The 12,777-nt window shown below is 32.2% G+C and carries 11 protein-coding genes and 1 pseudogene; 6 read left to right on the top strand and 6 right to left on the bottom strand.

Annotation, left to right across the window (positions count from 1 at the left end; genetic code table 11):
- Positions 1–50 precede the first annotated feature (50 nt).
- From ABI549_RS06850 to ABI549_RS06840, 3 genes are all read left to right on the top strand, one after another.
- Positions 51–1,265 (top strand): LamG-like jellyroll fold domain-containing protein, encoded by a 1,215-nt coding sequence (locus ABI549_RS06850; RefSeq protein ID WP_348075716.1) that lies wholly within the window; start codon positions 51–53, stop codon positions 1,263–1,265.
- A gap of 240 nt (positions 1,266–1,505) precedes the next feature.
- Positions 1,506–3,323 (top strand): LamG-like jellyroll fold domain-containing protein, encoded by a 1,818-nt coding sequence (locus ABI549_RS06845; protein ID WP_348075715.1) that lies wholly within the window; start codon positions 1,506–1,508, stop codon positions 3,321–3,323.
- Between the two features lie 133 nt (positions 3,324–3,456).
- On the top strand, positions 3,457–4,173 hold the full coding sequence (locus tag ABI549_RS06840) for an SAM-dependent methyltransferase (protein WP_348075714.1): 717 nt from the start codon (positions 3,457–3,459) through the stop codon (positions 4,171–4,173).
- On the opposite strand, the gene ABI549_RS06835 is transcribed toward ABI549_RS06840, so the two are convergent.
- The 6 genes and pseudogenes from ABI549_RS06835 to dapF form a co-directional block, all read right to left on the bottom strand.
- A complete protein-coding gene (locus tag ABI549_RS06835) occupies positions 4,170–4,811 on the bottom strand; it encodes a peptidoglycan-binding protein LysM (RefSeq protein WP_348075713.1) in 642 nt (213 codons plus the stop codon). The genes ABI549_RS06840 and ABI549_RS06835 overlap by 4 nt on opposite strands.
- Before the next feature lie 108 nt (positions 4,812–4,919).
- Positions 4,920–5,834, bottom strand: a complete 915-nt coding sequence (locus ABI549_RS06830) for a DUF2279 domain-containing protein (protein ID WP_348075712.1) — start codon at positions 5,832–5,834, stop codon at positions 4,920–4,922.
- Between the two features lie 2 nt (positions 5,835–5,836).
- The gene (gene mltG, locus ABI549_RS06825) at positions 5,837–6,868 is read right to left on the bottom strand and encodes an endolytic transglycosylase MltG (RefSeq protein WP_348075711.1); all 1,032 of its coding nucleotides are present in this window, start codon (positions 6,866–6,868) and stop codon (positions 5,837–5,839) included.
- An 88-nt stretch (positions 6,869–6,956) separates the two neighbouring features.
- Positions 6,957–7,502: a GNAT family protein gene (locus tag ABI549_RS06820; protein ID WP_348075710.1), complete on the bottom strand. Its 546-nt coding sequence runs from the start codon at positions 7,500–7,502 to the stop codon at positions 6,957–6,959.
- A gap of 20 nt (positions 7,503–7,522) precedes the next feature.
- A pseudogene (locus ABI549_RS06815) lies at positions 7,523–7,875 on the bottom strand (four helix bundle protein).
- 16 nt (positions 7,876–7,891) lie between these two features.
- On the bottom strand, positions 7,892–8,668 hold the full coding sequence (gene dapF, locus ABI549_RS06810) for a diaminopimelate epimerase (RefSeq protein ID WP_348075709.1): 777 nt from the start codon (positions 8,666–8,668) through the stop codon (positions 7,892–7,894).
- A 267-nt stretch (positions 8,669–8,935) separates the two neighbouring features.
- On the opposite strand from dapF, the gene ABI549_RS06805 reads away from it, so the two are divergent.
- From ABI549_RS06805 to ABI549_RS06795, 3 genes are all read left to right on the top strand, one after another.
- Positions 8,936–10,324, top strand: coding sequence for a Do family serine endopeptidase (locus ABI549_RS06805; RefSeq protein WP_348075708.1), 1,389 nt, complete (start codon positions 8,936–8,938; stop codon positions 10,322–10,324).
- Positions 10,325–10,464: 140 nt separating this feature from the next.
- A complete protein-coding gene (locus tag ABI549_RS06800) occupies positions 10,465–11,913 on the top strand; it encodes a glyceraldehyde-3-phosphate dehydrogenase (protein ID WP_348075707.1) in 1,449 nt (482 codons plus the stop codon).
- Positions 11,914–12,232: 319 nt separating this feature from the next.
- Positions 12,233–12,777, top strand: a 545-nt coding sequence (locus tag ABI549_RS06795; RefSeq protein WP_348075706.1) for an ATP-binding protein, incomplete at its 3' end; no start/stop codon positions are given.

Here is a 12,777-nt window from a genome sequence, read left to right as displayed (position 1 = left end):
ATGAACATTAAACTCGTTATATTTTTGAAGAAAATTTAAAATTTTTAATTATGAAAAAATTAGTACTATTTCTTCTTTTCGGAACCCAGTTTCTTTTTGCACAAAATCCATTTTTTGGATATCTTACATCAGATCAAATTTCAACCAATAGTGCTAGAGTTGTTATCGGAGCATCCGTTTCTTCGGGTACTTCAGATTTTAACATTCAATACTCGTCGGTTAGTGTTGCAAATTTAAGTGTTGCTCCAAGTAATACGAATGTAGTAACTGTTAGTATAACCAATAATTATTTATACCCAATTTTTAGCTTAACATCTTTATCTGCTAATACAACTTATTATTGGAGAGTTAGAGCAACTACTAGCACTGGTTTTGTTTACTCAAATGCTTACTCATTTACCACTACAGCAATTGCTCCATCTGGGAATTTTCCTCAAATTTTTAATTTTAATAGTTCGGTAAAAAATATTGAAAATTCTATTTCTTTTGAAATTGGACCAAATGACACTTATGGTGATGATAGAAATGGTAATCCAAATAGTGCTATTCAATTAGCCAATGGTACACAAACATTAGTTCCTAACATTCCTGTAGGAAACTCAGCTAGAAGTTTTTCAATATGGATAAAACCCACTAGCATTGGTTCAGACAATCATGTTTTTGGATACGGTATGGCTTCGGGTGAATCTGCTTATGGAATTTCTTTTAATGCTTCCACCGTTTATAATTTTGCTTGGAATACTAATATTTCTGCTTCAAATTCTTCGTTACTTAATCAATGGCATCATATTGTTACAACTTATGATGCGTCGCAAAATGCTAAAATGTATATAGATGGCGCTTTAGTAAGTAATCAAAACAGACCAAATTGGAACACAGCAAGTAATAGTTATTTTTATTTAGGAGATAGATTTGGAAGTGATAATAATAGTTTCGTAGGTTATTTAGACGATTTAAAAATTTATAACTACGCCTTATCGCAAGCCGATATTACAAGTTTATACACAAACAATACTTTATCATCTCAAGATTTCAACCAAAACAACCTAAAAGTTTCACTATATCCAAATCCAGCAAACGATGTTTTAAACATTGAAACGGATTTAGAATTAAAATCAATAGAAATCTACAACATTCAAGGTCAGAAAGTATTGTCATCAACTCAAAAACAAATTAATGTTTCAGATTTAGCTGCGGGTATTTATATGGTAAAAATTCAAGATGCAAAAAATGCAATTGCAACAAAAAAATTCATGAAAGAATAAGGGGAGAATTATAATAAGATCTAAAATAGAAACTATCGTTTAGAGTTGTTACTCTTTTTACTGTATGCAACTATTTTTGGTATTGTAGTTCAATTATCTCTATTATAGTTAAGAGCACCTTTTTGGTGCTCTTTGCAGTTTTAAGGGTTTCGTAAACTGAAAACAGGGTTTCGTAAACTCGACCTTATTTATAAATTTAATTGGGGCTAGTTTTGTTCTAAACTTTAAAACTTATTTATTATGAAAACAAGATTACTTTTACTTTTTGCACTTTTAAGTAGTGCAATTGGCTTTTCTCAAATTAATTACTCTAGCTTAAATGCAACATCAATAACTACAACAACTGCTGTAGTAAGCGCAACCGTCAATAACGCCTGTGCCTCAGGTTCATTTGTTAATATGGAATATTCATTATCTAGCACATTTACAGTGTTGGCTGGCACTTCATCTCAGCAAATTGTAGCTGCGTTCGTCACGGAAGTAAAAAGTTATAATTTGACTGGACTTACTCCAAATACAACATACTATTTTAGGTATTATAGCGGCGCAGGCGAATCTTGCAATGGGAGTGCTGTGGTGTCTTCTACGCAATCATTTACTACAAGTGTATCTTTATCGCCTATAATATCTGCAATTTCATCAACTTCAATTACTCCAAGTACTGCAACTATTAATTATTCATTAAACGCTAATAATTCAGCAACAACTTCGGGAGTTGAATATGGACTTACAAACTCCAGCTTTCCGTTTTATGTAAATGGATTCAATGCATCTGGAACAACAGATACTCCAGGAAATGCAATATTAACCGCCGGATTGACGGCGAATACTTTGTATTATTATAGAATAATTGCAAATAATGGCTTTGGTAGTACTACAAGTGCAGTTGGTAGTTTTACAACAACTGTTGGAGCTTCTATATCATTAGTTTCTACGACAGCAATTACGACAAGTTCAGCAACAATAAACTATTCGTTAAATGCAAATAACTTAAATACAACCTCTGTGGTAAACTGGGGATTGGGATCTACAAATTTAACAAATCAAACTACTGGATTTTCAGCTAGTGGCAATACTGTAACTCCAGGCTCAGCAACATTAAATGGACTTTTACCAGACACACTTTACTTTTATCAAATTAGAACAACAAATGCAAATGGTGATACATTTTCAACAACTCTTAATTTTAGAACCCAAGTGTTACCCGGACTTGTTTCTGAATACAAATTTAATAGTTCACTTCTAGACGAGTCCAACACATCAAGCTTTAGTGCCCCTAGTGTTACGAATCATTTATATACTGCAGACAGGTTCGGTGCATTGAATAATGCACTTGTTACCAGCTCTAGTACATTATATAGAGATGATATTATAAATCTTCCAAATCAAGCGAATCCAAGAACAATATCTTTATGGATTAGACCTACTGCTGTTAATAGCGATAATATAGTTTTAACTTATGGAGCTACTTCAGGCGATGCTGTTTATGGATGTTCATTTAATGCTACTACAACTTTTAATTTTTCGTACAATTCTAACTTACCATTTACAAATGCTACAACCATAAATAACTGGAAACACATTGTTTTTACTTTTGATGGAAACAAAGTAGCAAAAATTTATGTAAATGGCGTATTGGGTAGTCAAGGAACTTATAATAATTGGAATACAAGTACACAAAATATTTTATACTTAGGTAATTCATTTGGTTCTGCAACAGGCGCATTCAATGGTGCAATCGACGATTTGAAAATTTATAACTATGCAATAACTGCTGCTGACGTAACAAGTCTTTTTAACAATAACACTTTATCATCTCAAGATTTCAACCAAAACGACCTAAAAGTTTCATTATACCCAAATCCAGCAAACGAAGTTTTAAATATCGAAACTGATTTAGATGTAAAGTCAATAGAAATCTACAATATTCAAGGTCAAAAAGTAATGAGTTCCACTCAAAAACAAGTTAATGTTTCTGCTTTGGCTTCAGGAATGTATATGGTAAAAATTAAAGACAGTGAAAATGCAATTGCAACAAAAAAATTCATGAAAGAATAGTGATTAAATAGTTTTTTTGAAGAAGCACCTTTTCGGAGGTGCTTTTTTTGTTTAAGACTATAAGGTTATAAAAAGTAAGATAAATTAAGCTAGAATTTATAACTTTACAAAGTATTTAAAAGCTAGTAAAATTATGAAGGCATCAGGTAAACTCTATTTAATTCCAACCACTCTTGGCGAGATGAATGCCGATGATGTTTTACCACAAACTATCAAAAGAGCTATCGATTTTATTGACTATTATATTGTCGAGAACGAAAAAACGGCCAGAAAATCTATAAAAATTGTTCATTCCGAGAAAAAACAATCGGAACTAAAACTCTTTTTATTAAACAAGCATACTGATACTAAAGAACATTTAGACTTTATAAAACCACTATTAGAAGGGCATAATGTAGGTTTGATGAGCGAAGCGGGTTGCCCTGGTGTAGCAGATCCAGGGGCTGTTATTGTAAAAATTGCTCATGAAAAAGGAATACAAGTTGTTCCGTTAGTTGGTCCATCATCAATTTTATTAGCCCTTATGGCATCTGGAATGAATGGTCAGAGTTTTACTTTTAACGGTTATTTACCCATTGATAAATCCGAAAAAAAACAAGCAATAAAAGGTTTAGAGAAATTGTCTTTCGATAAGAATCAGTCACAATTGTTTATTGAAACACCTTACCGAAACAATAAATTGTTAGAAGATATTTTGCAAACGTTACAACCCAACACACTTTTGTGTGTGGCTTGCGACATCACTTTACCCACAGAATACATCAAAACGATGACTGTAAACTTATGGAAAAAACAAAAGGTCGATTTACATAATCGACCTTGCATTTTTATCATTCACAAAACATATTAGTAATGTCTTGCTTGGGCTTTTTCGCTGGCTTCTATACAACTTGTATCGTAGCCTGCAAAATCGTTCATGTATTCTTTAATAGAAGTTCCATAACCATCTTTGCATTTTCTACGACCATTAGTTTTTAAGAATCTTTTTACTGATCCTGTTCCTCCTAAATGCGCAGCTGCTAAAATTCCAGATTCGGTAATTTCTACTCCATTTATTAATTTTCCAGAATATTTAGTAATTTCTTTACGAAGTTCCCATTTGTTTCTAGATAAATTGGCCAAAAATGCTTTTTCTTGTAATTTGCGACTTCTTAGAAAAGAAACTGTATCTCTAATTCCTAAAATTCGTAAAGTTTCTGAACCAAACTGATATTTTCCTAAATACCCCAATGTGTTTACTTTATAATACTTTCCTTCGGATTCACGAACAGCTAAAGACTGTCTAAATCCTACAAAAGTTTTTCCGGTAAATGGGATGTCGAAAAAAGTTTGGTTAAGTTCTGTTTCGGTAGGTACTGTATAAAATATTTCTTCTTTTTCAACGATATGAAACCAAGGAAAAAATTCAGAAGAAAATGGTTTAAAACCAGAACTTAAAATTGTAATTGAGGCAAATATTCCGATGTAAAATATTTGTTTTTTTGTCATAAATTGTTTTTCTTTCTAACTAGGTAAAACCATCAAAATTAGAAAATTTCTACAGGACAAATTTACAATCGAAATGTAACTTGTTGAAATATAATATGTTAATTTTTTCTAAAAGTATAAACAATGAAAGTTAACAACTCCGTTAGATGTTAATTCGACACTTGGTGCGGGGATTTTTATAGTATTGAAAATCGAGAAAATTGTCTTCAAAAAATGTGATTTTGTGTTAATTTTTGTTAAATCAGCATCTAAACTTAGGTAAAACTGTCGGTATCTTTTGTCTTCAAAACTACTATTTGCGTCAGAAATCTGTTTATTTCCAGAAATCATTCCTTCTGCTCCATAACCAAATGCTACATTTACCCATTTTGGTATTTTAGATGTCGGAAAAAACGAATGAACATTGGCAGATAGCCAATACGTTTGTCCGTTATAATCCTTTAAAATTTGTTCGTTTAGTGATTTTCCAAGCGCATCAGGTCTTAAATAGGCATAAGATGTAGTGTGAAAAGAAAATTTAGGCACAATTCTTTGCTCTTTCCATAGTAATTCTTGCGAGACATATAAAGCTGTACCCGTCGCATTTGCTATGACATCTCCAGAAGAAGCTCCCCATTCTTCGGAATATCCATCAAGAACTTCAACAGCAGTTTGGAATACAAAACCCAGTGTTGCTCCATAAATCAATTGTTGTTTTTTTGTAGCCCCGCTCCATTGTAACAAATTTGCACCTGTATTTCCTATATGATAGGCAGAATACATGTGTCCCAACTTATCCATTTGGAGCCATTCTTTATTGTCATTTATAAAATGAAAATTAGATTTAGGATAGTCTTTGTACCAAAGTTCATTCAACCCTATTAAAGCTCCAGAAATCGCTACAGCTTCAGTAATTACAACTGCATTCCTTCTTGGGATAAGTAAAGAATCTGCAGGTTTTAAGAAATTATCAATTTTATTTTGAGCAAGAATTGGAATCGAAAAAAAGAATAAACTTAAATATATGTAGTAATATAATTTCAAAATTATTTTTCGATACCTAACTTAGTTACCCATTCTGCATATTTTTTTGCATACACTTGGTGTTCTTCATAAGTTTTTGCAAAATCATGGTAACCAAAACGTTCTACACTTGCACAAAAGAACACATAATCGTGTTTTTCGGCATTTAAAACCGCATCAATTGCCGAAATGTCTGGCATAGCAATTGGCCCAGGTGGTAATCCGGTATGCACATAAGTATTGTAAGGAGAAGATGAATGTAACATTTCGCCACGAACTCTTTTGATCAATTGATCGAAATCGCCAGATTCTTTTTTGACTGCAAAAATTACTGTCGGATCTGCTTGTAATGGTATTTCGAGTTTTAATCTGTTCAGATAAACACCAGCAACACGAGGACGTTCGTCAATTTTTACAGTTTCTTTATGTACGATTGAAGCCAATGTGATGACTTGCTGAGAAGTCATTCCTAATGCTTTGGCTTTTGCTAATCGGTCATTATTCCAAAAAACAGTATATTCTTTTGCCATTTTTTCACGGAATTTTTCTGCCGAAATATTCCATTTTACTTCATAAGTATTTGGAATAAACATACCTAGAATAGTTTCGTTATTAAAACCATTTTTCTTCATAAAAACAGTATCACGCAAACTATTTATAAGTGTTGTACTGTCTACTTCCATTTGAGAAGAAAGACGAGAAACTAATTTTTCTAAACTTTCTTGGTTGTTGAAGGCAAGTTTTAATGGTTCGTTGTGTCGAAGTGCAGTAATCATCTGGAAATTGCTCATTCCTTTTTTGAACAAAAATCTTCCAGGAAAAACATTGCTATTGTAAGAACGTTTTTCGGCAACAAATTTGAATTTATTAATGTCTTTTACATTTGGTTTAACAATTTTAAGCACATCTTCGTAGGTGGATCCAGTTGGGATAAAGACATACAATTCGTTTTTGTCGAACTTTGTATTGTTTGAAAACACATTGATATAACCAAAGATAGCTACAGAAGCCACTAGGATTAATAAAACTATAACGGCAATTTTCTTTTTATTCATTTTTCTTTAAGGTTCAAAGGTTTAGGGTTCAAAGGCTCTGAGGTTTTGTTTTTTGTTTAAAAAAGTTTAATATTTTAAACTTAGAATCTTAGCGACTTAGAGCCTCAGCATCTTTATTTATTAACTGAAACAAATCTTCATCAAAATATTTTCCTTCGTGAAAAGTCCAATCTTTTTTTGTTCCAATTTTTTGAAAACCAAAAGTAGTAAAAAGCTTTAAACTAACTTCATTATTGCTACCAATATTTGCATACAATTGATGCAAATTTAACTTCATAAATGCATAATTTACCAAAAGAGATAAGGCTTCTTTTCCTATACCTTGATTTCTGTTTTGGGTGTTTTCGATAACTATTCCTATTCCTGCTCGATTGTTTTTAGGATCAAAATCAAATAAATCAATTAATCCTAAAGGTTTTATTTCATTATTTTTGCAAATAGCCAATCTTAATTGCTTGGCTTCATATATGTCTTGATGTGCATTTTCTAGATATTGTTTGATTAAAAATCTAGAATACGGCGTTTGAGTATTGCTCACTTCCCAAATGGTTTCATTATTTTCTACACCAAAAACGAAGTTTAAATCTTCTGGTTCGAGTGCGCGGAGGTAAATATTATTTCCTTTTAATGACATAAAAAATTACGAATTTAAAATTACGAATTACGAACCGATTTTTGAATAGTTCCAATTATTTTTAGAAGTTCATCGATATCTTTTAACAAATCAATTGCTTGTGAATCTGTCAAATATTCTGAATCTTTTAATAGACGAATCCAATATTTTGATTCTCTGGCTTCTTTGTATGAAATAGTTAGTTTTGCGAAAAAGTCCGCTTTGGATTGTCCTCTATTGCTTCTTCAATATTCGCGCCAATTGAAGTTCCACTTCTTAGCAATTGTTTAGAGAGTAGATACTCTTTTTTTTCTTCTGCTAAATATTTATAAACCTTTATGATTCTTAATGCAAATGCATAGCTTTTTAATTGGACAACATTATCTGCTTTCATAGTCGTAATTCGTAATTTAAAATTCGTAATTCACTTCAAAGACAAATTCTGCTGGTCCTTTTAGAAAAACATTTCTAAAAATTCCGTTTTCTTCAATAAACGAAACTTCGAGTTTTCCGCCTTGTACGTTTATAGTAATATTGTTACTATTTGTTTTTCCTATAGCTTTCATCGCAATTGCAACTGCTGTTGCACCTGTTCCGCAAGAAAGCGTTTCGTCTTCTACACCACGTTCGTACGTTCTGATGGAAAACTCATTTTCGGAAATTTGATGTACAAAATTGACATTACTTCCTGCTTTTCCGTACAAATCTCCATAACGAATTTTTGCTCCTTCATTTTTGATATCAAAATTAGCCAAATTATCTACAAACTGAACATGATGAGGTGAACCTGTATTTAAGAAAATATAATTATCATGAATATTTATTTCGGCTACATTTTTCATTTGAAGCGAAACAATTTCATTCTCATTGATTGTAGCGTGGTGCAAACCATCTATTGCTATAAATGTGGTTTTGTCGTTTATTATATTTAGTTTTTTTGCAAAAGCGACCAAACATCGTCCGCCATTGCCACACATAGAACTTTGGTTTCCGTCGGAATTATAATAAACCATTTTGAAATTGGTAGATTCATCATTTTCTAACAAAATCAATCCGTCGGCTCCAATACCAAAACGCCTATCGCAAAGTTTTTCGATAAGTGCTGTGTTTTCTTTTGGAAATGCTTGCAAACGATTGTCTATCATGACAAAATCGTTTCCTGTTCCTTGGTATTTGTATAATTTCATTTGGTTATTTTTTTGGTTCAAAAGAAACGAAAAACAGCAATTTTAGCCCTGATGGAAGTGGAAATACTTGCCTTTTTCGGCAAGATTGCAACGTACAGCAGGAGTACTGTTTGTTATAAACTATACTGTTGTGCTCCTAAAAACTATTACAAAAGTACAAATATTAATGTTAAGTTAAAAGTTGTTAAACGAGCGTTAAACTGTTTTTCTGATGGCAACAAATTTCTAAATTTACGTTTAGAAATTAAAATCTAAAAATATATAACTATGAAAAAATTTGCGAGTTTATTTTTTGTGTCTTTGTTAAGCGGAGCTACGACTCTTGGAGCTTACAAACTATTTATGGAAGAGGGGAGTTCCTCTAAATTATCTATTGCCAGTAGTAATTATGCCAAAAATGTAGGGCTTACTGCCGAAAATATAGATTTTACAACGGCTGCCGAAAACACAGTTCATACGGTAGTGCACGTAAAAAATGTTTCTGTTTCGAACATTCCTAATAATCCGATGTTAGAATTCTTTTATGGTTCTAGAGCTGGTGGAGGTCAACAAACACAAGTTGGTACTGGTTCGGGAGTCATTATTAGCGAAGATGGCTATATTGTTACCAACAATCATGTTGTAAAAGATGCTACAGAACTTGAAATTACTTTAAATAACAATAAAACATACAAAGCAAAACTAGTAGGAACCGACAGCAAAATGGATATTGCTTTACTAAAAATAGATGCCGACGAAAAGTTGCCTTATGCGACTTTTGGAGATTCAGACAATCTAAAAGTGGGAGAATGGGTTTTGGCAGTTGGAAATCCTTATAATTTGACTTCGACTGTTACGGCAGGAATTGTTTCGGCAAAAGCCAGAGATTTATCTAATAATGGGATTCAATCCTTTATACAAACCGATGCCGCTGTAAATCCAGGAAATAGCGGTGGTGCGCTAGTAAACACTCGAGGCGAATTGATTGGGATAAATACTATGATTTCTTCTCAAACGGGTTCTTATGTGGGATATTCGTTTGCAATTCCTTCTAATTTAACCCGTAAAATTGTAGAAGATTTGATGGAATATGGAAATGTACAACGTGGTATTTTAGGAATTGAAGCAGGAGAGCTAAATAGTGCTACTGCAAAAGAATTAGGAATAAAACAAAGTACAGGTGTTTTAGTAAACAAAGTTTCTAAAAATTCTGGCGCAGAAAAAGCGGGATTGAAAAAAGGAGATATCATCCAGAAATTAGATGATAAAAGTATCATGACATTTGCAGATTTAACTTCTTACATCAACACAAAACGTCCAAATGACGAAATTAAAGTAGGAATTATTCGTGATGAAAAAAACATAACTATTCCTGTAAAACTGACTAAAAAAGAATTAATCAATTACGATTTGAAAGGTTTAGAATTAGCTGATATTGATAATGGTGATATGAAAAAATTTAATATCAAATATGGTGTAAAAATTGAAAATATAACTAACGATGAACTTTCAGGTTATGCAGACCAACTAAAAGGAGGCGTGATTTTAAGTATCGATAACGTGAAAGCTACTGATATTGAAACGGTGACTAAAGTTTTGTCTAAAAAATCAGAAAACCAACGTTCGCAGATAGAATTGATTACTGTAAACGGTCAGATATTGAGGTTTTTATTGTAAAATAATTTAATTTTTTAACTTAACCAGTCTTTTTAGGCTGGTTTTTTTTTGCACTAAAAAAACTATAAAAATCCTTTACGAAAACGTTTGAAATATATACTTTTGCATCATAAAAATTAATAATCCTTTTTAACTAAACAATGAGCAACACAACGGTTTACGAAAAAGAAATTGCTTTTCAAGCAGACAGAAGAAGAGCAGGAGTCGAATTAATAAAAATAATTAGCGATTTGTGGTACGACAAATCTATCGAAATGGTTCTTTTTAGAAACCAATTGATCGACAGAAATGTAAGCGACATTATTAACCTACACGAATATGCTGGAGAATTTGTTGGGAAGCCAATTTCAGTATTTGATTCGGTAGAAATTGCTAGAGCCATATTATCGCTAGACTTACCGCCATCAAAATTAGATATTGGTAAATTAACTTACGAATTTCATCTTGAAAACAACAAATACAATGATGCAAAATCATTTGTAATTGACAAACTAAAAGATGCTAAAAATACAGAAGATATACATCCTAAAGACGTTGTTTTATATGGTTTTGGACGTATTGGTCGTTTGTTAGCCAGAGAATTAATGTCTAAAATGGGTAAAGGAAATCAGTTGCGTTTGCGCGCTATTGTAACCCGTGATAAGAATGATGCTACTACTTTAGAAAAAAGAGCTTCATTATTGCGTTACGATTCTATTCATGGAGATTTTCAAGGATCTGTGGTTGCAGATGTAGCAAATAATGCATTAATAATAAACGGAACAACGGTTCACATCATTACAGCAAATCAGCCAGAAGATATCGATTATACAGCTTACGAAATCCATGATGCTTTAGTAATTGACAATACAGGAGCATTTACAACCCAAGAAGCATTGGCAAGACATCTAACTTCAAAAGGAGTTGATAAAGTATTGTTGACCGCACCTGGGAAAGGAGTTCCAAATATCGTTCACGGTGTAAATCAAAACGAATACAATCCAGACGAAGTAAACATTTTCTCTGCAGCTTCTTGTACAACTAATGCTATTACGCCAATCTTAAAAGCAGTTGAAGATACTTTAGGTGTTGTAAAAGGACATTTAGAAACCATTCACGCTTATACAAATGACCAGAATTTAGTAGATAACATGCACAAGAAATACCGTCGTGGTCGTGCTGCTGCTTTAAATATGGTTATTACCGAAACTGGCGCTGGAAGTGCAGTAGCAAAAGCATTACCAAGTTTAGCTGGAAAATTAACATCAAATGCGATTCGTGTTCCTGTTCCTAATGGCTCATTGGTTGTTTTAAATCTTGAAGTAGAAAAAACAACTTCGATTGAGGATGTTAACAATATCATGAAAAAATATGCTTTAGAAGGAGAACTGGTAGAGCAAATTAAATATTCATTAAACAACGAATTAGTATCATCTGATATTGTGGGAACATCTGCTCCAGCAATTTATGATAGTAATGCGACCATTGTTTCTGCAGATGGTAAAAATATTGTATTGTACGTTTGGTATGATAACGAATATGGGTACAGCCACCAAGTAATTCGTTTGGCAAAATATATTGCTAAAGTAAGACGTTATACTTATTACTAGTAGATAGTTTAGATTTCTGAGTTTTAGATCTCAGATTTTAGAAAATAGTAAATCCGCTTTGAGAAATCGAAGCGGATTTTTTTAAGATAGGATTTCAGAAGAAATAAATTTGAATTTTTAGAACAATACAGTGAAACAGTTTTTAGAATTACTAAAATTAGATTTCACTACAAGTATTGAGTTTTTTAGCTACAGATTTCATTATCTTTGAAATATAGATAAATACAGTTTTCAACTATTTACAAACGATTATAAACGTTTGTATGATAAACCTTCGTTTATTTATGAGTTATGCCTAATTTTATTGAAAACCCGATATATGATAACAAAAAATGTTGACATCACGATTCCTTTACTAGTTTGGGAAGAAAATTTTGTAAAAAATGAATGGGGATATATAAATTATATTGTCGGTCCAAATGGGACAGGAAAATCTCTTTTAGCTGAACAAATCAAGAATAATTTTTCAAACGAAGGTTATTTACCTAGGTATTTAAATGCTGAACGTTTAGTTGGTTTAGAAAAACAGCAAGAAGGTAGATTTGGAGGTGGAACTTTACAAAATGGATTTGACATAACTCATCTTGCAGATTATAAGCAAAGAGCTGAAAAAACAGGGTTGTCTTCATCTGCAATCATTATACTTAAAGAACGACTAGATATTCGAATTAAGATTGAGGCGCTTCTTTCTGATTTATTTGGAAAGACAATTAGACTAGCCGAAGAAGGTGGATATTTAAAACCAAAAATGCAGAATATAAATGCCGGAGCTGAATATAATCTGAGCCAAAGTGAATGTCACGGATTAAAAGAACTAATTACTCTTTTAACTATACTCTATGACCCATCTAAAAATTGTATTAT

It is taken from the genome of Flavobacterium sp. (genome assembly GCF_039932285.1).
In the GTDB taxonomy this organism is placed as follows: domain Bacteria; phylum Bacteroidota; class Bacteroidia; order Flavobacteriales; family Flavobacteriaceae; genus Flavobacterium.
Note: the sequence above shows the minus strand (reverse complement) of the source record. Positions and strands in the feature narration are given on the sequence as shown.

Bases quoted from the DNA above. Each gene is read 5' to 3' on its own strand.
- ABI549_RS06850 (WP_348075716.1), top strand. From the start codon at position 51: ATGAAAAAATTAGTACTATTTCTTCTTTTCGGAACCCAGTTTCTTTTT.
- ABI549_RS06845 (WP_348075715.1), top strand. From the start codon at position 1,506: ATGAAAACAAGATTACTTTTACTTTTTGCACTTTTAAGTAGTGCAATT.
- ABI549_RS06840 (WP_348075714.1), top strand. From the start codon at position 3,457: ATGAAGGCATCAGGTAAACTCTATTTAATTCCAACCACTCTTGGCGAG.
- ABI549_RS06835 (WP_348075713.1), bottom strand. From the start codon at position 4,811: ATGACAAAAAAACAAATATTTTACATCGGAATATTTGCCTCAATTACA.
- mltG (WP_348075711.1), bottom strand. From the start codon at position 6,868: ATGAATAAAAAGAAAATTGCCGTTATAGTTTTATTAATCCTAGTGGCT.
- ABI549_RS06820 (WP_348075710.1), bottom strand. From the start codon at position 7,502: ATGTCATTAAAAGGAAATAATATTTACCTCCGCGCACTCGAACCAGAA.
- dapF (WP_348075709.1), bottom strand. From the start codon at position 8,668: ATGAAATTATACAAATACCAAGGAACAGGAAACGATTTTGTCATGATA.
- ABI549_RS06805 (WP_348075708.1), top strand. From the start codon at position 8,936: ATGAAAAAATTTGCGAGTTTATTTTTTGTGTCTTTGTTAAGCGGAGCT.
- ABI549_RS06800 (WP_348075707.1), top strand. From the start codon at position 10,465: ATGAGCAACACAACGGTTTACGAAAAAGAAATTGCTTTTCAAGCAGAC.